Annotated in this window: 25 protein-coding genes; 16 read left to right on the top strand and 9 right to left on the bottom strand. The window is 58.5% G+C overall.

Annotated elements, in window-relative coordinates:
* The 3 genes from F6S08_RS20935 to csrA all read right to left on the bottom strand — a co-directional run bounded on the left by F6S08_RS20935 (nt 1) and on the right by csrA (nt 1,051).
* Entirely contained in the window at nt 1-297 is a 297-nt protein-coding gene (locus F6S08_RS20935) for a hypothetical protein (RefSeq protein WP_027604093.1), read from the bottom strand.
* A gap of 101 nt (nt 298-398) precedes the next feature.
* Entirely contained in the window at nt 399-644 is a 246-nt protein-coding gene (locus F6S08_RS20930) for a hypothetical protein (protein WP_027604094.1), read from the bottom strand.
* Between the two features lie 212 nt (nt 645-856).
* Complete coding sequence (csrA, locus tag F6S08_RS20925; RefSeq protein ID WP_027604095.1) at nt 857-1,051, bottom strand: carbon storage regulator CsrA; 195 nt, start codon at nt 1,049-1,051, stop codon at nt 857-859.
* Between the two features lie 262 nt (nt 1,052-1,313).
* On the opposite strand from csrA, the gene F6S08_RS20920 reads away from it, so the two are divergent.
* Nucleotides 1,314-1,679 (top strand): penicillin-binding protein activator LpoB, encoded by a 366-nt coding sequence (locus F6S08_RS20920; protein WP_065927254.1) that lies wholly within the window; start codon nt 1,314-1,316, stop codon nt 1,677-1,679.
* A 30-nt stretch (nt 1,680-1,709) separates the two neighbouring features.
* On the opposite strand, the gene F6S08_RS20915 is transcribed toward F6S08_RS20920, so the two are convergent.
* The 3 genes from F6S08_RS20915 to F6S08_RS20905 form a co-directional block, all read right to left on the bottom strand.
* Nucleotides 1,710-2,399, bottom strand: coding sequence for an endonuclease (locus F6S08_RS20915; protein WP_027604097.1), 690 nt, complete (start codon nt 2,397-2,399; stop codon nt 1,710-1,712).
* A gap of 4 nt (nt 2,400-2,403) precedes the next feature.
* Nucleotides 2,404-2,655, bottom strand: a complete 252-nt coding sequence (locus F6S08_RS20910; protein WP_174562738.1) for a DUF1654 domain-containing protein — start codon at nt 2,653-2,655, stop codon at nt 2,404-2,406.
* A 191-nt stretch (nt 2,656-2,846) separates the two neighbouring features.
* Entirely contained in the window at nt 2,847-3,935 is a 1,089-nt protein-coding gene (locus tag F6S08_RS20905) for an asparaginase (RefSeq protein ID WP_010209102.1), read from the bottom strand.
* Nucleotides 3,936-4,490: 555 nt separating this feature from the next.
* Between F6S08_RS20905 and F6S08_RS20900 the strand changes: the two genes are divergently transcribed.
* The 7 genes from F6S08_RS20900 to F6S08_RS20870 are packed head-to-tail and all read left to right on the top strand — an operon-like array spanning nt 4,491 to nt 11,458.
* Nucleotides 4,491-5,450 carry a sugar ABC transporter substrate-binding protein gene (locus tag F6S08_RS20900; protein ID WP_027604099.1) on the top strand — a complete coding sequence of 320 codons (960 nt, stop codon included), beginning with the start codon at nt 4,491-4,493 and terminating at the stop codon, nt 5,448-5,450.
* Between the two features lie 57 nt (nt 5,451-5,507).
* Nucleotides 5,508-7,061, top strand: coding sequence for a sugar ABC transporter ATP-binding protein (locus F6S08_RS20895; protein WP_137212876.1), 1,554 nt, complete (start codon nt 5,508-5,510; stop codon nt 7,059-7,061).
* Nucleotides 7,058-8,035, top strand: a complete 978-nt coding sequence (locus F6S08_RS20890; RefSeq protein ID WP_315872281.1) for an ABC transporter permease — start codon at nt 7,058-7,060, stop codon at nt 8,033-8,035. Before F6S08_RS20895 ends, F6S08_RS20890 begins: the two co-directional genes overlap by 4 nt.
* 3 nt (nt 8,036-8,038) lie before the next feature.
* Nucleotides 8,039-9,061 (top strand): LacI family DNA-binding transcriptional regulator, encoded by a 1,023-nt coding sequence (locus tag F6S08_RS20885; RefSeq protein WP_065927258.1) that lies wholly within the window; start codon nt 8,039-8,041, stop codon nt 9,059-9,061.
* Between the two features lie 23 nt (nt 9,062-9,084).
* Entirely contained in the window at nt 9,085-10,002 is a 918-nt protein-coding gene (gene rbsK, locus F6S08_RS20880) for a ribokinase (protein WP_065927259.1), read from the top strand.
* On the top strand, nt 9,999-10,403 hold the full coding sequence (gene rbsD, locus F6S08_RS20875) for a D-ribose pyranase (protein ID WP_065927260.1): 405 nt from the start codon (nt 9,999-10,001) through the stop codon (nt 10,401-10,403). The genes rbsK and rbsD overlap by 4 nt, the downstream gene beginning before the upstream one ends.
* Nucleotides 10,404-10,429: 26 nt before the next feature.
* On the top strand, nt 10,430-11,458 hold the full coding sequence (locus tag F6S08_RS20870; protein WP_315872280.1) for a nucleoside hydrolase: 1,029 nt from the start codon (nt 10,430-10,432) through the stop codon (nt 11,456-11,458).
* 26 nt (nt 11,459-11,484) lie between these two features.
* Here the strand turns inward: F6S08_RS20870 and F6S08_RS20865 are convergent, their stop codons facing one another.
* Nucleotides 11,485-11,697, bottom strand: coding sequence for a hypothetical protein (locus F6S08_RS20865; RefSeq protein ID WP_027604106.1), 213 nt, complete (start codon nt 11,695-11,697; stop codon nt 11,485-11,487).
* Between the two features lie 154 nt (nt 11,698-11,851).
* Here F6S08_RS20865 and F6S08_RS20860 point away from each other — a divergent pair, with 154 nt between their 5' ends.
* On the top strand, nt 11,852-12,157 hold the full coding sequence (locus tag F6S08_RS20860; protein WP_074847312.1) for a hypothetical protein: 306 nt from the start codon (nt 11,852-11,854) through the stop codon (nt 12,155-12,157).
* Between the two features lie 142 nt (nt 12,158-12,299).
* Entirely contained in the window at nt 12,300-12,620 is a 321-nt protein-coding gene (locus tag F6S08_RS20855; RefSeq protein WP_027604108.1) for an I78 family peptidase inhibitor, read from the top strand.
* A gap of 73 nt (nt 12,621-12,693) precedes the next feature.
* Here the strand turns inward: F6S08_RS20855 and F6S08_RS20850 are convergent, their stop codons facing one another.
* On the bottom strand, nt 12,694-12,906 hold the full coding sequence (locus F6S08_RS20850) for a cold-shock protein (protein WP_003234260.1): 213 nt from the start codon (nt 12,904-12,906) through the stop codon (nt 12,694-12,696).
* A gap of 289 nt (nt 12,907-13,195) precedes the next feature.
* The gene (locus F6S08_RS20845; protein WP_027604109.1) at nt 13,196-13,510 is read right to left on the bottom strand and encodes a hypothetical protein; all 315 of its coding nucleotides are present in this window, start codon (nt 13,508-13,510) and stop codon (nt 13,196-13,198) included.
* A gap of 367 nt (nt 13,511-13,877) precedes the next feature.
* Between F6S08_RS20845 and thrS the strand changes: the two genes are divergently transcribed.
* The 6 genes from thrS (at nt 13,878) to pheT (ending at nt 20,523) form a co-directional block, all read left to right on the top strand.
* Nucleotides 13,878-15,800: a threonine--tRNA ligase gene (thrS, locus tag F6S08_RS20840; protein WP_048719014.1), complete on the top strand. Its 1,923-nt coding sequence runs from the start codon at nt 13,878-13,880 to the stop codon at nt 15,798-15,800.
* Complete coding sequence (gene infC, locus F6S08_RS20835) at nt 15,800-16,351, top strand: translation initiation factor IF-3 (RefSeq protein ID WP_015884933.1); 552 nt, start codon at nt 15,800-15,802, stop codon at nt 16,349-16,351. Before thrS ends, infC begins: the two co-directional genes overlap by 1 nt.
* Nucleotides 16,352-16,411: 60 nt before the next feature.
* Entirely contained in the window at nt 16,412-16,606 is a 195-nt protein-coding gene (gene rpmI, locus F6S08_RS20830) for a 50S ribosomal protein L35 (protein WP_002553160.1), read from the top strand.
* A 29-nt stretch (nt 16,607-16,635) separates the two neighbouring features.
* Nucleotides 16,636-16,992, top strand: coding sequence for a 50S ribosomal protein L20 (gene rplT, locus F6S08_RS20825; RefSeq protein ID WP_003174975.1), 357 nt, complete (start codon nt 16,636-16,638; stop codon nt 16,990-16,992).
* A 109-nt stretch (nt 16,993-17,101) separates the two neighbouring features.
* A complete protein-coding gene (gene pheS, locus F6S08_RS20820) occupies nt 17,102-18,118 on the top strand; it encodes a phenylalanine--tRNA ligase subunit alpha (RefSeq protein ID WP_065927263.1) in 1,017 nt (338 codons plus the stop codon).
* Between the two features lie 26 nt (nt 18,119-18,144).
* Nucleotides 18,145-20,523 carry a phenylalanine--tRNA ligase subunit beta gene (gene pheT, locus F6S08_RS20815; RefSeq protein WP_137212873.1) on the top strand — a complete coding sequence of 793 codons (2,379 nt, stop codon included), beginning with the start codon at nt 18,145-18,147 and terminating at the stop codon, nt 20,521-20,523.
* The last annotated feature ends 2 nt before the right edge of the window (nt 20,524-20,525 follow it).

The raw sequence follows: 20,525 nt of genomic DNA, 5'->3' as shown, positions 1-20,525 counted from the left end.
CTACCGGACTCGGCCTGTTTCGCGGGTGGCTGGATCAGGCGACGCCTGCATTCGATCACTGCGCATGCCTTGGCGTGACAGCACCATCTCCCTGAGAATCTCGTTGGCGAGCCGGGCAATCGCTTCGGCACCGCGATAATGCGCGCGCACGATTCCGGTGATTGCGAAGTGGTCGGTCTCCGGACCGCTGAGCACGGCCGAGAGGGTGCCGTCGGCGTGCAGCGTACAGGTGACCGTGTAGCTGGGCAGGCGGGCTGCCAATTCAGATTCGATTTGGGTTTTAGTGAGCGTGTCCATCTGTACCGGCACCTTCTACTGACTGTGCAAACACACCCAAGGATAGGTCCTGCTGCGAGGCTGTAAATACCAGCGATCTGAAAGCGAATCGGGGGTGGGCGTCAGCGTACGGTTTTGCGCACGATGCGTTGGCACAACTTGCGCTGCACGGCCATCTGGATGGGCTTGAGGCAGAACATGAACAGGTAGCCACACAGCAGGAGTACCAGGTCCAGCCGCGAACGGGGCGCTTCGGCGCCCTCTATTTCAAGCTTCAGGCCATATTCCAAGCCGACAAAGACCAGCCCCGTCAGCAGGGCGATCATCCAGGATCTGGAGAAAAATGGCTGGGCATTGCCTGGCAGCATCGACGTGCTCCTAAGTGCACACGGATGGCGGGACATCAGTCAGAGGATTCGGTTGCAAAGGGTGTAATAAGTTCCAGGCGTGAAGATAGTTTCATCTTGATGCATGGATGGGCATGCGGCAAAAAGCGCTTCGCGCAACAGAGACAAAAGCAGACCAAAGAGGTTTTCGCCAGCCGTTACAGTGAACGAAAGGGCTGGCTACTGAGGGCGCTTCAAGGCGTCTGGTTTTTGTCCGGAGCGGACAGACCGGCCTGGATGCGCTGGTAAATCTCCTCGCGATGCACGGCAACATCCTTGGGTGCGTTGATGCCGATTCGTACTTGCTGGCCGCTGACGCCCAGGATGGTGATCGTAATGTCATCACCGATGTTTATGCTTTCACCGACTTTGCGGGTGAGTATAAGCATGGACTTCTCCTTGATTACTTTTAAGGACACATGTTCAGGCAGGGCAGGTGTCGTATGTGTGTAGCTTACTGCTAAGCGCGTCCCTGTGACTGCCTCTTTTAGGACGCATAGAGGCGACATTAATTCCCATGGCGGCATCATACAGGTCTGGGATACATCATTCGCATTGTTTAAGCCAACGTTTATGACGGCCAGAATAGACAGTGAATGATAAAGTCGCCTCTTTATCCGTTGAAGGAGCAGGGCAGTGCGTAAAGTAGCGATGGCAATTGCGGTGTTGGCATTGGCCGGTTGCGGTGAAGGCAAAAGCGTCGATGCCCCCAAGGCCAAGCCTGCCGTAACCGAAAGCCAGCCACAAACCGGCGCGATTGCTGCCCAGGAATGGGACCTGCGAGTAGGCCCGCCGGACCACAAGCTGCAGGCAATCACCGACCTGACCGCCTGGTTGCTCGAACACGGGTTCAGTTTTTACATCGTGAAGGTCGACGGCAAGGACGAAGTGCTGCTGGGGCCATTTGCAACCAGGGCCGAGGCCGAGGCCAAGCAGACGCTGCTCAACGAGAAGATGGCGCGGGCCAAGAAAACTGACACGGTGTCCGAGATCATCGAGCACAAGGCCGCGCAGTAACCGCTGATTGGGCGGCATTGCCGCCCCTGTTCAACCGCAGGCTTTCAGGTTAACCGGGCCGACAAACTCATTGCCGCGCCCCATCACGCACGCCACCGTTTGGTTCCGCTGGCGCTCCCAGGCTTGTACCGGATAGGTCTTGTTCCAGGCTTCGTACAACTGGCGATCCTGTTTCGACAGGCGCAAGCCGTACTGCTTGCTCATGTAGAAATACGTGCGTGCGATCATCCCGCGAATGGACGGGCGCGGCATGACCTTCTTGGCCTTGAAATCCACCTGGGTCAGGCACGAACCGTACTGCCCGCTTTGCACCGGCAGCCAGCCAAAACTGAAGTTACTTCGATCTCCATTGACCTCGCCGATGCTCGGCACCAGGTTGTGCAGATCCGCTTCGGCACGCTTGAATACGTCGTCATGGCGGGTGCAGTTCTTGCGTCCACCGTCCTGCCAGCACTGGCGCTGATGTCCGATCTGCCAGGCCGGAACAATGTGCTCCCACTCGATGCGCGCGGCACGGTTGGCGTTTTTACGTGGGATGTAGCCGCAGGCTTTCAGGTCAACGCGGTTGCCGGTGTATTTGCAGCCGCAATAGAACTCGGTGGATTGTGGCGCGTACAGCTTCCAGGCGACCTTTTTGGCTTCGCTGAAGGTTCGGGGCGCCTGGGCATGGGCAGTGACAGCAAAAAGCAGGCAGCACACTGCAATAAAACGGGCACTCATTGAATCAATCTTCCTTCGGCACAACCCAGAAAATCTGCACGCCGCCGTCATCCCGATAGGCGAGGGTGACGTTGTCGTTCTCCGCGATTTCCTCCAGCAAGCGCTGCCACTCGTCTTCTGGCTCGTCCGGCAAGCGGAAGATCAAGGCTGCCTTGGCTTTTTGGGCGTTGGTGGAGTTGATGATCTTTTGCACACGAATGGCCAGGCGTTCGTAGGCATCAGGTGGGGTTAGGGCTGCGGAAGAGGACTTTGCCACGGAGTGTTCCTTAATAAGCTGTACGTGCATACAGTATTTAACTGTAGGCAATTTCGCAACTGCTTAAAATTCAATAAGTTCGTCTGACGGCGATTTAGGCGAGTTGATGTAAGGCGGGGAGGTGTTGGTTGCGGGATTTACGCAGGAGGTAGAGGCGGGTAAACCCGCCCCTACAGAGATGTCAGCAGGAATCAATATTCCCAGAACATCCGTTGCAGTTCTTTGCTGTCCTGGGTCTTGGTCAGGGCGACCATTGCCAGAATCCGCGCTTTCTGCGGGTTCAGGTCGAGGGCGGCGACCCAGTCGTATTTGTCGTCCGGCTGTTCGGCATTACGCAGCACCATGCCCCCGGCATTTACGTGGGAAGAACGGATGATCTGCACACCTTGTTTGCGCAATTCCACCAGCGCAGGAACCACTTTGGATGACACCGAACCATTGCCGGTGCCGGCGTGGATGATGGCTTTGGCGCCAGCCTGGGCCAGTGCCTTGTAGGCGGTGTCGCTCACGTTGCCGTAGCCGTAGGCGATTTCAACATCGGGCAGGCTCTTGATGTTCTTGATGTCGAACTCCGAGTCCATGGTGTGACGCTTGGCCGGCAGGCGGAACCAGTAGGACTTGCCTTCAACGACCATGCCCAGCGGGCCCCATGGGCTCTTGAAGGCTTCGGTCTTGATATTGATCATCTTGCTGACGTCGCGACCCGATTGGATCTCGTCGTTCATGGTCACCAGTACGCCTTTGCCGCGTGCGTCCTTGCTGCCGGCCACGGCGACGGCGTTGTACAGGTTGAGCATGCCGTCGGCCGACATGGCGGTGCCTGGGCGCATGGAGCCGACCACCACGATAGGCTTGTCGGTTTTTTCCACCAGGTTCAGGAAGTAGGCGGTCTCTTCCAGGGTGTCGGTACCGTGGGTGATCACGATGCCGTCCACGTCCTTGCTGTCGGCCAGTTCGGCGACGCGGCGACCCAGTTGCAGCAGGTTCTCGTTGTTGATGCTTTCGGACGCAATTTGCATCACTTGCTCGCCACGCACATTGGCGATCTGGCTAAGCTCAGGAACACCGGCGATCAATTGCTCGATACCGACTTTGGCAGCCTGGTACGTCGCACTGTTGGCGGCGCTGGCGCCGGCGCCGGCAATGGTGCCGCCGGTGGCGAGGATCACCACGTTGGACAGTTTGGTCTTGGATTCAACCTCCTTTGCCTGGGCGGCAACGGGGAATAGCAGCAGAAGGGCCAACGCCCCCGGAACAAAGTTCTTCAATGCAGATTTCATTATTTTTCTCTCTGGTTTTTGATGAGTGCTGTAGCAGGTTCATCTAGAACACCTGGGCATTGCTGAATGCCTCCAGGCGCTGTGTAGGAGCAGGATCTGTACCATGCCGAATATGTTCGAGCATATAAATTAACTTGTTGATATATATAAATTTTTATTGATTGAGCGATGAGGTTTTGCTTGCTGGATGTCCGGCTTTCCGAACAACCTGAGGTGTGGCGTTCGGTTGTCCGAAAGTTATGACGAAAGAATCCTGAGTGCCGCGCCAAAACCTGTCGTTTCAGAGAACGACCGAACGTGGCAGATGTTTAAGAGCGGCCTTCGCAGGACGGGAGAGCCGGGGCTGGAGGTCTTGCATGAAAGGCCATGTTCTACCGTTGACAAATCTCGACAAGGTTCTCATAGTTTGGCTAACGCAAACGTTTGCGAGATGTTTCATGAGACCCTTGATTAGAGTCTCCTGTCAGCTCGTATCAGCCACCCGGGTGGGAGGGCCGCCGAAGCACACTTCGGTGCACGCGTTGCTCACAATAATCATAAGATCGGAGTGAACCCATGAAGCTGCCATTCGCTGGACGTCTTCTTGCTGTCGCTGTGCTTGCTGCCGCATCCGCCGCCTTACCTTTCTCCCCTGCATTCGCTGATGACGCTGCCGCCAAACCCAAGGTCGGCCTGGTGATGAAATCCCTCGCCAACGAATTTTTCGTGACCATGCAGGACGGTGCCAAGGCGTATCAGAAAGATCACGCCGCCGATTTCGACATGATCACCAACGGCATCAAGGACGAAACCGATACCAGCGCGCAAATCGGTATCGTCAAGCAGATGATCCTGGCCAAGGTCAATGCCATCGTTATCGCGCCTGCTGATTCCAAGGCACTGGTAAAAGTGCTGGAGGATGCCTCTAAAGCCGGGATCAAGATCGTCAACATCGATAACCGCCTGGACCCGGACGTGCTGAAAAGCAAAAACCTCGATATTCCCTTCGTCGGCCCCGACAACCGCAAAGGCGCCAAACTGGTGGGCGACTACCTGGCCAAGCAACTGGCTGCCGGCGACAAGGTCGGCATTATCGAAGGCGTACCGACCACCACCAACGCCCAGCAGCGCACCGCGGGCTTCAAGGATGCGATGGACGCTGCCGGTATGAAGATCGTTTCCACCCAATCCGGCAACTGGGAAATTGACCAGGGCCAGAAAGTGGCCTCGGCCATGCTGAGCGAACACCCGGACCTCAAGGCGCTGCTGGCCGGTAACGACAACATGGCCCTGGGCGCAGTCTCCGCCGTACGTGCTGCAGGCAAGGCCGGTAAGGTGCTGGTGGTGGGTTACGACAACATCGACGCCATCAAGCCGATGCTGCAGGACGGTCGTGTTCTGGCGACCGCCGACCAGGCGGCTGCGCAGCAAGCGGTGTTCGGTATCCAGAACGCCCTCAAGCTGGTCAAGGGTGAGAAAGTCGATGCCAAGGATGGCATGATCGAAACCCCGGTCGAACTCGTCCTCAAGAAGTAATCCTGGCAGCACCCAACAGCGTCCGCCCGTCCTGGGCGGACGCCTGGAGATTTTCCTATGTCATCTTCCGCTCCGAACGCTGTCCTCTCGGTCAGCGGTATCGGTAAGACCTATGCCCAACCGGTTCTGGCCGACATTACCCTCACGCTTAACCGTGGTGAAGTACTGGCGCTGACCGGTGAAAACGGCGCGGGCAAGAGTACCTTGTCGAAGATCGTCGGCGGGCTGGTCACCCCGACCACCGGGCACATGCAATTCCAGGGGCAGGATTACCGTCCGGCCAGCCGTACCCAGGCTGAAGCGTTGGGCGTGCGCATGGTCATGCAGGAACTCAATCTGCTGCCGACGCTGACCGTGGCCGAAAACCTGTTTCTGGATAACCTGCCCAGCCACTGTGGCTGGATCAGCCGCAAGCAATTGCGCAAAGCCGCGATCGAGGCCATGGCCCAGGTCGGCCTGGACGCCATCGACCCGGACACCCTGGTCGGCAGCCTCGGCATCGGCCATCAACAGATGGTCGAGATCGCCCGCAACCTGATCGGCGACTGCCATGTGCTGATCCTCGACGAGCCCACCGCGATGCTCACGGCCCGCGAAGTCGAGATGCTGTTTGAGCAAATCACCCGCCTGCAGGCCCGGGGCGTGGCGATCATTTATATTTCGCACCGGCTCGAAGAACTGGCCCGTGTCGCCCAGCGCATTGCGGTATTGCGCGACGGCAAGCTGGTCTGCGTCGAGCCGATGGCCAATTACAACAGCGAACAACTGGTCACCTTGATGGTGGGCCGGGAGCTGGGAGAACACATCGACCTGGGGCCGCGCAACATCGGCGGCCCAGCCCTGACCGTGAAGGGCCTGACCCGCTCGGACAAAGTCCGCGACGTATCCTTTGAAGTGCGTGCCGGTGAGATATATGGCATCTCCGGCCTGATCGGCGCCGGTCGTACAGAGTTACTGCGGCTTATCTTCGGTGCCGACCTGGCCGACAGCGGCACTGTGGCTTTGGGTTCGCCGGCCCAGGTGGTGAATATTCGCTCGCCGGTGGATGCCGTGGGTCATGGCATTGCCCTGATCACCGAGGACCGCAAGGGCGAAGGGCTGCTGCTGACCCAGTCGATCAGTGCGAATATCGCACTGGGCAACATGCCGGAAATTTCCGCTGGCGGCCTGGTCAATAGCCGCGATGAAACTGCCTTGGCCAAGCGCCAGATCGATGCCATGCGGATCCGCAGTTCCAGCCCGGCGCAATTGGTGTCCGAACTGTCCGGTGGCAACCAGCAGAAAGTGGTGATCGGCCGCTGGCTGGAGCGCGACTGCTCGGTGATGTTGTTCGACGAGCCCACCCGTGGCATTGATGTCGGTGCCAAGTTCGATATTTATGCCTTGCTGGGTGAATTGACTCGCCAGGGCAAGGCGCTGGTGGTGGTGTCCAGCGACCTGCGTGAACTCATGCTGATCTGCGACCGCATCGGCGTGCTGTCCGCCGGGCGCTTGATCGAGACCTTCGAGCGCGACAGCTGGACCCAGGACGAATTGCTCGCCGCCGCCTTTGCCGGCTATCAGAAACGTGATGCGCTGCTCAACGACGCAGTGCTTAGGGATACCCCATGAAACTAACAACTTCCCCCGGTAAAACCGGCGGCAACTTCTACGGCCTGGGCACCTACCTGGGGCTGGCTGGTGCATTGCTGGCGATGATCGCGCTGTTTTCGGTGCTCAGTGATCACTTCCTGTCCTATGACACGTTCAGCACCCTGGCCAACCAGATTCCTGACCTGATGGTGCTGGCGGTGGGCATGACCTTCATCCTGATCATCGGCGGTATCGACCTGTCGGTGGGCTCGGTATTGGCGTTGGCGGCATCGGCGGTCAGCGTGGCGATTCTCGGGTGGGGCTGGAGTGTCTTGCCGGCTGCCTTGCTCGGCATGGGCTGCGCCGCGTTGGCCGGCACTATTACCGGCTCGATCACGGTGGCCTGGCGCATTCCATCGTTTATCGTGTCCCTCGGCGTGTTGGAAATGGCCCGTGGCGTCGCGTACCAGATGACCGGCTCGCGTACGGCCTATATCGGCGATTCGTTTGCCTGGCTGTCCAACCCGGTCGCCTTCGGCATTTCGCCGTCGTTTATCATCGCTTTGCTGGTGATCATTGCCGCCCAGCTGGTATTGACCCGCACCGTATTCGGTCGTTACCTGATCGGTATCGGCACCAACGAAGAAGCCGTACGCCTGGCCGGGATCAATCCCAAGCCGTACAAGATTCTGGTGTTCAGTCTTATGGGCCTGCTGGCCGGTGTGGCGGCGCTGTTCCAGATTTCGCGCCTGGAAGCGGCAGACCCGAATGCCGGTGCCGGCCTCGAGCTGCAAGTGATCGCCGCAGTGGTGATCGGCGGCACCAGCCTGATGGGCGGGCGTGGTTCGGTGATCAGTACCTTCTTCGGTGTGTTGATTATTTCGGTATTGGCCGCCGGCCTGGCGCAGATCGGTGCCACGGAGCCCACCAAGCGCATCATCACCGGTGCCGTGATCGTGATCGCCGTGGTCCTGGATACTTATCGCAGCCGTCGTGCCAGTCGGCGAGGCTGAACCATGGCAACGATCAAGGATGTGGCCGCGATTGCAGGTATTTCCTACACCACCGTGTCCCATGTGGTGAACAAGACGCGCCCGGTGAGCGAGCCGGTACGGATCAAGGTTGAAGCGGCGATCAAACAGCTCGACTACGTGCCCAGTGCCGTCGCGCGTTCGCTCAAGGCCAAGACCACGGCCACCATCGGATTGCTGGTGCCCAACAGCCTCAACCCGTATTTTGCCGAGCTGGCCCGGGGCATCGAGGATTATTGTGAGCGTAACGGCTACTGCGTGATTCTCTGCAACTCCGACGACAACGCGGAAAAACAACGCAGCTATTTACGGGTGTTGCTGGAGAAGCGCGTCGATGGCTTGATCGTGACTTCGGTAGGCGGTGATGACAGCGGCCTCGCCGCAGGCTTGAGCGCCGTGCGCACGCCCATGGTGATTGTCGACCGGGCTCTGGATGGCATCGATGTCGACCTGGTACGCATCGACCACGAGGAGGGCGCCTACCTGGCGACCCGGCACTTGCTTGAGCTGGGGCATCGGGACATCGCCTGCATCGGCGGCCCGGCCCACACCCGCGTCGCGCAAATGCGCCTGGCGGGTTACCAGCGTGCGCTCCATGAAGCCGGTGTGGCGGTGGTGGCCGATCGCATCCAGGAAAGCGACTTCACCAGCACCGGCGGTTATGCTGCTGCCGTGCAATTGCTGGCGCAGAACCCGCCCAGCGCGATTTTTGCCAGCAACGACATGATCGGCTTCGGCGTGTTGCGCGCGGCGGCGGAGCGCAATATCCGCGTGCCCGGTGAACTGTCGGTGATCGGTTTCGATGACATTCAAATGGGCCGCTACGTGTACCCGGCGCTGACCACGGTCGGGCAGTCGATCCTGCAACTGGGCGAGACCGCGGCCGAGCTTTTACTGCGACGAATTGCAACCCCCCAACTGCCGATCGATCAACGCATCGTGACGCCGAGCATCGTGTTGCGTGAATCGACGGCGCCCGTCGCCGGTGTGTTCGCCCAATACCGCTGAACCGAATTGATGAGTACTGATGTATGCCAGCAAAAGTAGTGGTAATAGGCAGCTTGAACATGGACCTGGTCACCCGCGCGAGTCGGCTGCCCCGTGCCGGTGAGACCCTGGTCGGCCAGACGTTTTCCACGGTGCCTGGCGGCAAGGGCGCCAACCAGGCAGTGGCCTCGGCGCGACTGGGTGCGGATGTGGCAATGATCGGCTGTGTCGGTAGCGATGCCTATGGCACTGAACTGCGTGGCGCCTTGCTGGTGGAAGGTATCGATTGCCAGGCGGTGAGCACCGTGGACGGTTCCAGTGGCGTGGCCTTGATTGTGGTGGACGACAGCAGCCAGAACGCGATTGTGATCGTTGCCGGCAGCAACGGCGAGCTGACACCCGCCTCACTGCAGGCGTCCGATGCGGTGCTGCAGGCTGCCGATGTGATTATCTGCCAGCTGGAAGTGCCGATGGATACCGTGGGCTACACCCTCAAGCGCGGTCGTGAACTGGGCAAGACCGTGATCCTCAACCCGGCGCCGGCCAGCGGCCCGTTGCCCGCCGACTGGTACGCCTCGGTCGACTACCTGATTCCCAACGAAAGCGAAGCCAGCGCACTGAGCGGCGTGACAGTCGACTCCCTCGACAGTGCCAAGGTCGCGGCGACACGGTTGATCCAGGCGGGAGCTGGCAAAGTCATTATTACCCTGGGTGCCCAAGGTGCGTTGTTTGCCGATGGCCAGGGCTTTGAGCACCTGGTGGCGCCCAAGGTCAAGGCGGTGGATACCACCGCTGCCGGCGATACCTTTGTCGGTGGTTTTGCCGCAGCACTGGCCAGTGGCAAAAGTGAAGCCGAGGCCATCCGTTTCGGCCAGGTCGCGGCAGCCTTGTCAGTCACCCGTGCTGGTGCGCAACCCTCCATTCCTACGCTGCATGACGTTCAAGGTTTTGTGCTTTTATGAAAAAGACGCCTCTGCTCAATATCGCCTTGTCGCGGTTGATCGCATCCCTGGGCCATGGTGACATCCTGGTGATCGGCGACGCCGGCCTGCCAGTGCCGCCCGGGGTCGAGTTAATCGACCTGGCGCTGACCCAGGGCATTCCCGACTTCATCAGCACCTTGCGTATCGTGCTCAGTGAAATGCAGGTGGAAAGCCACGTGCTGGCGGAAGAAATCCTGCTCAAGCAGCCACCCGCGCTGACGGAGCTGAACGCTTTGGCTGAACAGGCCGCCCTCGGCGAGCGACGTCTGCTCAGCCATGAACAATTCAAGCAACTGAGCCGTAGCGCGCGCGCTGTCGTGCGTACCGGCGAGTGCCAGCCTTACTGCAATATCGCGCTGGTCTCCGGCGTAACCTTCTAGAGTTTCCCAACGACAAGGAGTGTTTTATGCAACGTGGTCTGCCAACCCTGAAAAACCTGTTTCGGAGTGTCCTGCTTTTGTCCGCACTCACTGCTGCCAGCGCCCAAGCGGCGGAAAAAATCGACTTGATCATCGACACCGACCCAGGTGCCGACGACGTGGTGGCCTTGCTCTTCGCCATGGCTTCCCCGGAGGAATTGAACATTCGTGCACTGACCACCGTCGCCGGCAACGTGCGCCTGGACAAGACCTCGCGTAACGCGCGCCTGGCCCGCGAGTGGGCCGGGCGTGAAGAAATCCCGGTGTACGCCGGCGCACCCAAGCCGCTGTTGCGCACACCGATCTATGCCGAGAACATCCATGGCAAAGAAGGTATTTCCGGCGTCACCGTCCATGAGCCTAAAAAGGGCCTGGCCGAAGGCAACGCCGTTGATTACCTGATCAAGACCCTGCGTGCGGCCAAGCCTCACAGCATCACCATTGCCATGCTCGGTCCGCAGACCAACCTGGCGCTGGCCTTGACCCAGGACCCGGAAATCACCCAAGGCATCAAGGAAGTGGTGGTGATGGGGGGCGCGCACTTCAACGGCGGCAATATCACCCCGGTTGCCGAGTTCAACCTGTTCGCCGATCCGATTGCAGCCGAGATTGTGCTCAAGAGTGGCGTCAAGCTGACCTACCTGCCGCTGGACGTGACCCACAAGGTGCTGACCAGCGAGGCGCGCCTGAAGAAGATCGCCGACATCAACAACAACGCGAGCAAGGTCGTCGGCGATATTCTCAATGAATACGTCAAGGGCGATATGGAACACTACGGCATCCCGGGCGGCCCGGTACATGATGCCACTGTCATCGCCTATCTGCTCAAGCCGTCCTTGTTCACAGGGCGTCAGGCCAATATGGTGGTGGACAGCCGCGAAGGCCCGACCTTCGGCCAGACCATCGTTGATTGGTACGACGGCCTGAAGCAGACAAAAAATGTGTTCTGGGTTGAGAACGGCGACGCCCAAGGCTTCTTCGATCTGCTCACCGAGCGCCTGGCACGCTTGAAGTAACCCGGTCGACGTTCGCCAGCCGGTTCTTATTCGCGCTCGGGGTCTGGTGCCCCCATGTGATCGGCCGGGTATTTTTCGAATACCTGGCCGATGAACGCCTGTGCCGCCTGGGTGCCGAGTTCCTTGACCAGCAGGTCGATACCGATGATTGCCAGTTCCTCCGGGCTTCCTGGGCTGTAGGAACTTTGTCCTTGGGGCCATTTGGCTTTGATGTCGGCTTGGAGCGTTACGGTGGTCATGGAAGTCTCACGGATTGAAATGCTGGGCAATGCGCTGGAACGCGGCTCTAACCGGCGCAGTTAATCATTTTGCGCGGGGTTTGGCACTGCTGCTTAGGCATGAAGCAGGTGCTGTGCGACACTGTCCTCCTGTTTAATTGCCGGGGGACCCCGCGTGCAGATCGATTTGAATAACCCCGAGAACCTGACACTGACCGCCGTGCGTCAACTGATCGCCAGTGCCAGTGATGACGAGCATACCCAGTTGCGTGTAACCAGGGCCGGAATTGCCTACATATCTTCTGGGGTGGTGGGAGGCACTGACATCGATGGCCTGCTGTTCCGCCTGGAGACCTGGGCAAAGGGTTCCGGTTATGTCGGCAATGTCGCGGCCAGCGACGAGGTCTGGGTTACACAGATTTTCAATGCGCTGAAGCAGAACTGGCCGAAGCCGCCGTTTGATTACATCGACGTCTACTGATTGCGCTCATATTTGGTCACGATTGATCGGGCGAATGCCTGCTGATAGTCGGGCAGACTTACCTATCGGCGGTTTACGTTTTGAAACCTATCAGCCAGACCGCTGTCGCACGATCTCTGTTCATTTTTCAATAGGAGGCTTCATGCCTTGGAAGCTCGCATCATTCGGTACTTTGTTGGCAGCACTCGCGTTGGCGGGTTGCAGCACCCCGGGTGCCTCTGAGCCAGCCAAAGACGCCGCCGTGACCGATGCCGGTCATAGCCGCTGTGAGTCGAAGGCCGCCGAATTCAGCATTGGCCAGAAAGCCTCGCCGCAGTTGCTGGAGCAGGCCCGTACCCGTGCTGGCGCACAGAACGCGCGGATCCTCAAGCCCAACGATATGATCACGCTGGAATACCGCTCCGACCGGCTGAACCTGAACACCGATGACAACCTGGTGATCACACGCGTTAATTGCGGCTGATCGTTTCCAGGCTTTTGCAACGCCCATAAAAAACCCCGTCACATGGACGGGGTTTTTTTAGCTCAGCGGAGAATTACTCGCCGCGAACCTGTGCAGCTTGCATACCCTTTTGGCCTTTCTCAGCCACGAAGGAAACGGTTTGGCCTTCTTTCAGGCTTTTGAAACCGTCGCTTTCGATAGCTTTGAAGTGTACGAACAGGTCGTCACCGCCACCTTGAGGAGTGATGAAGCCGAAGCCTTTTTCATCGTTGAACCATTTAACGGTGCCGGTTTGGCGATTAGACATGGTGTATCTCCAAGAAACATATATTTTCAGTAGTGCTGTGCTGCTCAGGCCAACTGGGCACACTGGGCTATCATAGTCGAAATGTTCGGCTTGGGAGCCCCCCCAAGGCATTGTTTGCTAATCAATAGCGTTGCGTTTGCTACTTGTGTCGGCTGAAAGCCCCGATCTACGGGGCTTCGGCGCGAAATATCAGCTGGTAAAAAAAGCCGTAAAAGCTGCGTAATTTGTGCCAAATGGCAGTTTTCAGGCTGTTTTCCTGCCAAAACGGCCGTCTGATCAAGGCCCGATCTTACTTTTTCTTCACGACTTTGCAGGACGAAATAGCCGCGACTGCCTTGTTTTTAAGCTCCGGGCTGGCGTTCTGGTTAGTCATGAGCTCTTTGATTTCCGCAGTGCTCAATTCGGCGTTGATCTTGTCGGCGCCACATTCGCAGTGGGCTTTGGCAGTCTTGACGTCTACGTTCTGGCTGGCGGCCGCGCTGCAGTCGCTGACGAAACTGTCACGGGCACCGGCTGGCCAATTGGATGGAGCGGCAGCCTGCGCGCCGAGGGAAAGGAGGCTCAGGGTAGCGGCGAAAGCGAGGGTCGAGGTAAAACGCATCATGGGATGCTCCTTTGATTCGAGGACGAACGGCGATTCTCAGTGGGTTTGAGGTGTGGCGTACAGCTCAAGTTCACTTTTGCAGCTATAAAGGCTGGAATTTGTCTTTGCAGCGGATACTGCCGGCGCGATGACCGTTCATCTGTGCTAGCATCTTCGGCCTGGCTAATTCCGGGCGCGCCATTTGCCGCCTTGCCATGTTTCTTTTCAGCTCACTCCAGTCACTGTGGTTCGATTATCGGTTGGCCGAAAGGCTCCTGCCGCTGTAAGGCAGGCGTTCATCACTGAACGGCCTGGTGTTGGATCTTGTACTGGCTCATCCCAACCCACGTGACCTTTGGTAGGGGTCACCACTAGGAGAGGAGGCGCCATGCCAACTATTACTCTTCCCGACGGCAGTCAACGTTCATTCGATCATTCGGTTTCCGTAGCCGAGGTCGCCGCATCCATTGGTGCTGGCCTGGCCAAGGCCACCGTGGCCGGCAAGGTCGATGGCAAGCTGGTTGACGCCAGCGACCTGATCACCTCCGATGCCAGCCTGCAAATCATCACGCCCAAGGATCAAGAGGGGCTGGAGATCATTCGCCACTCCTGCGCGCACTTGATTGGCCATGCGGTCAAGCAGCTGTATCCGACTGCGAAGATGGTGATCGGCCCGGTCATCGACGAAGGCTTTTATTACGATATCGCCTACGAGCGTCCTTTCACCCCGGACGATCTGGCCGCTATCGAACAGCGCATGCACGCCCTGATCGAAAAAGATTACGACGTCATCAAGAAAGTCACTCCGCGCGCCGAAGTGATCGACGTGTTCACTGCGCGTGGCGAAGACTACAAGCTGCGCCTGGTGGAAGACATGCCGGACGAGCAGGCCATGGGCCTGTACTACCACGAAGAATACGTCGATATGTGCCGTGGTCCCCACGTGCCGAACACGCGCTTCCTCAAGTCCTTCAAGCTGACCAAGCTGTCCGGTGCCTACTGGCGCGGCGACGCGAAGAACGAGCAACTGCAACGCATCTACGGCACTGCCTGGGCTGACAAGAAGCAGCTGGCCGCCTATATCCAGCGCATTGAGGAGGCCGAAAAACGCGACCACCGCAAGATCGGCAAGCGCCTGAACCTGTTCCACCTCCAGGAAGAAGCGCCGGGCATGGTGTTCTGGCACCCGAACGGCTGGACCCTGTACCAAGTGCTCGAGCAGTACATGCGCAAGGTTCAGCGCGACAACGGTTACCTGGAGATCAAGACCCCACAGGTCGTTGATCGCAGCCTGTGGGAGAAATCCGGGCACTGGGCCAACTACGCCGACAATATGTTCACCACCCAGTCGGAAAACCGCGACTACGCCATCAAGCCGATGAACTGCCCATGCCACGTGCAGGTGTTCAATCAAGGCCTGAAGAGCTATCGCGAGTTGCCGATGCGCCTGGCCGAGTTCGGTGCCTGCCACCGTAACGAGCCATCGGGTGCGTTGCACGGCATCATGCGGGTACGCGGCTTCACCCAGGACGACGCCCACATCTTCTGTACCGAAGAGCAGATGCAGGCCGAATCCGCCGCGTTCATCAAGCTGACCATGGACGTTTATCGTGATTTCGGCTTTACCGAAGTCGAGATGAAGCTGTCCACTCGTCCGGAAAAACGCGTCGGTTCCGACGAACTGTGGGATCGCGCCGAAGCGGCCCTGGCCGCAGCGCTAGACAGTGCGGGCCTTGCGTACGATCTGCAGCCGGGTGAGGGGGCCTTCTACGGGCCGAAGATCGAGTTCTCGTTGAAAGATTGCCTTGGCCGTGTCTGGCAATGTGGTACCTTGCAGCTCGATTTTAACCTGCCGATCCGTTTGGGAGCCGAATACGTCTCCGAAGATAACAGTCGTAAACACCCGGTTATGCTGCACCGGGCGATCCTCGGCTCGTTCGAACGGTTCGTCGGTATCCTGATCGAGCACTACGAGGGTGCGTTCCCTGCGTGGCTGGCTCCGACTCAGGCAGTGATCATGAATATCACTGATAAACAGGCGGATTTTGCTGCTGAAGTTGAAAAAACTCTCAACGAAAGCGGATTTCGTGCCAAGTCCGACTTGAGAAATGAAAAGATCGGCTTTAAAATCCGCGAGCATACTTTGCTCAAGGTTCCCTATCTTTTGGTTATCGGAGATCGGGAAGTCGAGATGCAGACTGTCGCTGTGCGTACTCGTGAAGGTGCTGACCTGGGCTCGATGCCCGTCGCCCAGTTCGCTGAGTTCCTCGCGCAAGCGGTTTCCCGGCGTGGTCGCCCAGATTCGGAGTAATTATTATTAAGCGTGAAATGAGACAAGATAAACGAGCTGCACCGAAAGCCCCGATCAACGAGAATATCTCGGCACGCGAGGTTCGGTTAATTGGCGCTGACGGCGAGCAGATTGGCATCGTCTCGATTGATGAAGCGCTTCGTATTGCAGAAGAGTCCAAGTTGGACCTGGTGGAAATCTCCGCCGATGCAATCCCACCCGTTTGCCGGGTGATGGACTACGGCAAGTCGATCTTCGAAAAGAAGAAGCAGGTTGCCGCGGCGAAGAAGAACCAGAAGCAGATTCAAGTAAAAGAAATCAAGTTTCGTCCAGGGACGGAGGAAGGGGATTACCAGGTAAAACTGCGCAACCTGGTACGTTTCCTGAGTGATGGGGACAGGGCCAAGGTATCCTTGCGATTCCGCGGCCGTGAGATGGCCCACCAGGAGCTGGGGATGGAACTCCTCAAGCGGGTTGAAGCTGACCTGCTCGAGTACGGTTCGGTCGAACAGCATCCTAAGATGGAAGGACGCCAGCTGATCATGGTCATCGCCCCGAAAAAGAAGAAGTAATCAACAGGGCACGGCAGGCCTTCTGATTATGTTTATCAACTGAATGCGGAGTATCCGAACATGCCAAAGATGAAGACTAAAAGTGGTGCTGCTAAGCGGTTTCTGAAAACTGCTAACGGTATCAAGCACAAGCACGCTTTCAAGAGCCACATCCTGACCAAAATGTCGACCAAGCGTAAGCGTCAACTGCGCGGTAGCAGCTTGCTGCATCCGTCTGACGTGGCAAAAGTCGAGCGCATGCTGCGCCTTCGTTAATTTTGGATCAAGAATAGAGGAAGTAACTCATGGCTCGTGTAAAGCGTGGCGTCATTGCCCGTAAACGTCACAAAAAAATTCTGAAACTCGCTAAAGGCTACTACGGCGCGCGTTCACGCGTATTCCGTGTTGCCAAGCAAGCGGTAATCAAGGCAGGCCAATACGCCTACCGCGACCGTCGTCAGAAAAAACGTCAGTTCCGCGCTCTGTGGATCGCTCGTATCAACGCTGGTGCACGTGTTAACGGTCTGTCTTACAGCCGTTTCATCGCTGGCCTGAAAAAAGCGTCCATCGAAATCGACCGTAAGGTTCTGGCTGAACTGGCCGTGAACGAAAAAGCGGTGTTTGCTGCGATTGTCGAGAAAGCTAAAGCCACCTTGGCTTAAGTACCCCCGACAGTCACCCTGGGCTGCGCCTGTAGCCCAAGGTGGTAAACGTCATAAATAGGGGAAGAGCCTTCAAGCTCTTCCCCTATTTTGTATCTGGAGTCTGTACATGGAAAACCTGGACGCGCTCGTCGCTCAAGCTCTTGAGGCTGTGCAAAGCGCTGAAGATATCAATGCCCTGGAGCAAATCCGGGTTCACTACCTTGGCAAAAAAGGTGAATTGACTCAGGTGATGAAGACCCTGGGAAATTTGCCGGCTGAAGAGCGCCCGCAATTCGGCGCGCTGATCAACGTTGCCAAGGAGCGTGTCACAGAGGTGCTCAATGCGCGCAAGGCGACCATGGAGGAGGCCGATCTCGCAGCCAAACTCGCCGCCGAGTCCATTGATGTAACCCTGCCTGGTCGTGGCCAGGCCTCGGGCGGTCTGCATCCGATCACCCGGACTCTGGAACGTATCGAGCAGTTCTTCACCCATATCGGCTACGGCATTGCCGAAGGCCCTGAGGTCGAAGACGACTATCACAACTTCGAGGCGCTCAACATCCCAGGCCATCACCCGGCCCGGTCGATGCACGACACCTTCTATTTCAATGCAAACATGCTGTTGCGCACCCATACCTCCCCGGTACAGGTCCGCACCATGGAAGCGAACAAGCCGCCGATCCGCATTGTCTGCCCAGGCCGTGTGTACCGCAGCGACTCCGATATCACCCACTCGCCGATGTTCCACCAGGTCGAAGGCCTGCTGGTTGATCGCGACATCAACTTCGCCGACCTCAAGGGCACCATCGAAGAGTTCCTGCGAGTGTTCTTCGAGAAAGAGCTGGCGGTGCGTTTCCGTCCATCATTCTTCCCGTTCACCGAGCCATCCGCAGAAGTCGACATGGAATGCGTGATGTGCAGCGGTAAAGGCTGCCGCGTCTGCAAGCAGACTGGCTGGCTGGAAGTGATGGGCTGCGGCATGGTTCACCCCAATGTGCTGCGCATGTCCGGGATCGATCCGGAAGAGTTCTCGGGCTTTGCCTTCGGCATGGGCGTTGAGCGTCTGGCCATGCTGCGTTACGGCGTGAACGACTTGCGTCTGTTCTTCGACAACGACTTGCGGTTCCTCGCGCAATTTCGCTAGTCGTAACGAATCTTTAGGAGAGCAGGATGAAATTCAGTGAACAATGGCTGCGCGGCTGGGTAAGCCCGCAGGTAGATCGCGATGCGCTGGTTGCGCGTCTGTCGATGGCCGGTCTTGAGGTCGATAGCGTTACGCCGGCCGCCGGTGTTTTCAGTGGTGTGGTGGTGGGCGAGGTGCTGAGCACCGAGCAACACCCCGATGCTGACAAATTGCGTGTGTGCCAGGTCAGCAATGGCGCACAAACGTTCCAGGTCGTGTGCGGAGCGCCTAACGTGCGCCCGGGCCTGAAGATCCCGTTCGCCATGATCGGTGCCGAACTGCCGGGCGACTTCAAGATCAAGAAAGCCAAGCTGCGTGGCGTCGAGTCCAACGGCATGCTGTGCTCCCAGGCGGAGCTGCAAGTAGGCGAGGGCAATGATGGCCTGATGGAGCTGCCGGCCGATGCACCTGTGGGCCAGGACATTCGTGTCTACCTGGAGCTGGAAGACGCCAGTATCGAGGTCGACCTGACCCCGAACCGTGGCGACTGCCTGTCCCTGGCCGGCCTGGCACGTGAAGTGGGCGCGTTGTACAACGCGCCAGTCACTCGTCCAGTGGTTGCCGCAGTGGCTGCGGTCCACGATGAAGTGCGTCCGATCGAAGTACTGGCACCAAACGCCTGCCCACGTTACCTGGGGCGCGTGATCCGCAACGTTGACCTGTCCAAGCCAACCCCGTTGTGGATGGTTGAGCGTCTGCGCCGCGCCGACGTGCGTAGCATCGACGCTGCCGTTGACATCACCAACTACGTGATGCTTGAGCTGGGCCAGCCGCTGCACGCTTTCGATCTCGCCGAAATCAATGGCGGCATCCGTGTGCGCATGGCCGAAGAAGGCGAGAAGCTTGTATTGCTCGACGGCCAGGAAGTCAGCCTGCGCGCCGACACCCTGGTGATCGCTGACCATTCCCGCGCCCTGGCGATTGCCGGTGTGATGGGGGGCGAGCACAGCGGTGTGTCCGCGACCACGCGCGATGTATTCCTTGAAAGCGCGTTCTTCGACCAGATTGCCATCGCTGGCAAGGCCCGCTCCTACGGCCTGCACACCGATGCCTCACATCGCTATGAGCGCGGGGTGGACTGGAAGCTCGCCCGTGAAGCCATGGAGCGCGCCACTGGCCTGCTGCTGGAAATCACCGGTGGCGAAGCCGGCCCGATCACTGAGACTGTCAGTGAACAGTATCTGCCGTCCGTTGCGCCGATCACCCTGCGCGCCAAAAGTGTCGAGCAAATGCTTGGCCTGGTCATCGCTCCGGCTGAAATCGAGCAATTGTTGTCGGCCCTCGGGTTGAACATTTCTGCGGGTGGGGAAGCGCAGTGGCATGTTGACGTGCCAAGCCATCGCTTCGATATCAGCCTGGAAGTCGATCTGATCGAAGAATTGGCTCGCCTGTACGGTTACAACCGCCTGCCGGTTCGTTACCCGCAAGCGCGCCTGGCACCGCAACCCAAGGCAGAAGCGCGTGCGCACCTGCCTGAGCTGCGCCGTCTGCTGGTTGCCCGTGGCTATCAGGAAGCGGTGACCTACAGCTTCATCGACCCGAAGCAGTTCGAACTGTTCAACCCGGGCGTCGAGCCGCTGCTGCTGGCCAATCCGATCTCCAACGACATGGCCGCCATGCGTTCATCCCTGTGGCCGGGCCTGGTGAAAGCCCTTTCCCATAACCTGAACCGTCAGCAAGACCGCGTGCGCATGTTCGAAAGCGGCCTGCGGTTTGTCGGGCAACTCGACGGCCTGAAGCAAGAGCCAATGCTGGCCGGCGTTGTTTGCGGCAGTCGCTTGCCGGAAGGCTGGGCGCAAGGCCGGGATGCCGTGGACTTCTTCGACGTTAAAGCGGACGTGGAAGCGGTACTGGGCTTTGCCGGTGCACTGGACGACTTCACATTTGTGCCAGGCAACCACCCGGCGTTGCACCCTGGTCAGACTGCGCGTATCGAGCGCGAAGGTCGTCTGGTGGGCTTCATCGGGGCCATCCACCCGGAACTGTCGAAAACCCTTGGGCTCGACCGCCCGGTCTTCGTCTTCGAGCTGGTCCTGGCCGAAGTGGCCTCGGGCAAGATGCCTAAATTCAGCGAGTTGTCGCGCTTCCCTGAAGTGCGTCGCGACCTGGCCCTGATCGCCGACCGTGAAGTCGCCGCCACTGCGGTTCTGGATGTAATCCGTGAAAATGCAGGGGAATGGCTGACAGACCTCAGGCTATTTGACGTCTATCAGGGTAAAGGCATTGATCCGCATAGAAAAAGCCTTGCAGTTGGCTTGACCTGGCAGCATCCATCGCGCACTCTTAATGACGATGAGGTGAATACCACGACACAAAATATCCTCACCTCGCTCGAACAAAGGTTAAACGCCACGTTAAGGAAGTGACG

The organism is Pseudomonas sp. JV449, from assembly GCF_032424295.1.
Lineage (GTDB): Bacteria > Pseudomonadota > Gammaproteobacteria > Pseudomonadales > Pseudomonadaceae > Aquipseudomonas > Aquipseudomonas marginalis.
Note: the sequence above shows the minus strand (reverse complement) of the source record. Positions and strands in the feature narration are given on the sequence as shown.

Coding starts and splice junctions, on each gene's coding strand:
- F6S08_RS20905 (WP_010209102.1), bottom strand. CDS start 3,935: ATGAAATCTGCATTGAAGAACTTTGTTCCGGGGGCGTTGGCCCTTCTG.
- csrA (WP_027604095.1), bottom strand. CDS start 1,051: ATGCTTATACTCACCCGCAAAGTCGGTGAAAGCATAAACATCGGTGAT.
- F6S08_RS20855 (WP_027604108.1), top strand. CDS start 12,300: ATGCCTTGGAAGCTCGCATCATTCGGTACTTTGTTGGCAGCACTCGCG.
- pheS (WP_065927263.1), top strand. CDS start 17,102: ATGGAAAACCTGGACGCGCTCGTCGCTCAAGCTCTTGAGGCTGTGCAA.
- pheT (WP_137212873.1), top strand. CDS start 18,145: ATGAAATTCAGTGAACAATGGCTGCGCGGCTGGGTAAGCCCGCAGGTA.
- F6S08_RS20930 (WP_027604094.1), bottom strand. CDS start 644: ATGCTGCCAGGCAATGCCCAGCCATTTTTCTCCAGATCCTGGATGATC.
- F6S08_RS20870 (WP_315872280.1), top strand. CDS start 10,430: ATGCAACGTGGTCTGCCAACCCTGAAAAACCTGTTTCGGAGTGTCCTG.
- rpmI (WP_002553160.1), top strand. CDS start 16,412: ATGCCAAAGATGAAGACTAAAAGTGGTGCTGCTAAGCGGTTTCTGAAA.
- rbsD (WP_065927260.1), top strand. CDS start 9,999: ATGAAAAAGACGCCTCTGCTCAATATCGCCTTGTCGCGGTTGATCGCA.
- F6S08_RS20920 (WP_065927254.1), top strand. CDS start 1,314: ATGGCAATTGCGGTGTTGGCATTGGCCGGTTGCGGTGAAGGCAAAAGC.
- F6S08_RS20890 (WP_315872281.1), top strand. CDS start 7,058: ATGAAACTAACAACTTCCCCCGGTAAAACCGGCGGCAACTTCTACGGC.
- F6S08_RS20885 (WP_065927258.1), top strand. CDS start 8,039: ATGGCAACGATCAAGGATGTGGCCGCGATTGCAGGTATTTCCTACACC.
- rplT (WP_003174975.1), top strand. CDS start 16,636: ATGGCTCGTGTAAAGCGTGGCGTCATTGCCCGTAAACGTCACAAAAAA.
- F6S08_RS20850 (WP_003234260.1), bottom strand. CDS start 12,906: ATGTCTAATCGCCAAACCGGCACCGTTAAATGGTTCAACGATGAAAAA.
- thrS (WP_048719014.1), top strand. CDS start 13,878: ATGCCAACTATTACTCTTCCCGACGGCAGTCAACGTTCATTCGATCAT.
- F6S08_RS20895 (WP_137212876.1), top strand. CDS start 5,508: ATGTCATCTTCCGCTCCGAACGCTGTCCTCTCGGTCAGCGGTATCGGT.
- F6S08_RS20935 (WP_027604093.1), bottom strand. CDS start 297: ATGGACACGCTCACTAAAACCCAAATCGAATCTGAATTGGCAGCCCGC.
- rbsK (WP_065927259.1), top strand. CDS start 9,085: ATGCCAGCAAAAGTAGTGGTAATAGGCAGCTTGAACATGGACCTGGTC.
- F6S08_RS20900 (WP_027604099.1), top strand. CDS start 4,491: ATGAAGCTGCCATTCGCTGGACGTCTTCTTGCTGTCGCTGTGCTTGCT.
- F6S08_RS20915 (WP_027604097.1), bottom strand. CDS start 2,399: ATGAGTGCCCGTTTTATTGCAGTGTGCTGCCTGCTTTTTGCTGTCACT.
- F6S08_RS20865 (WP_027604106.1), bottom strand. CDS start 11,697: ATGACCACCGTAACGCTCCAAGCCGACATCAAAGCCAAATGGCCCCAA.
- F6S08_RS20845 (WP_027604109.1), bottom strand. CDS start 13,510: ATGATGCGTTTTACCTCGACCCTCGCTTTCGCCGCTACCCTGAGCCTC.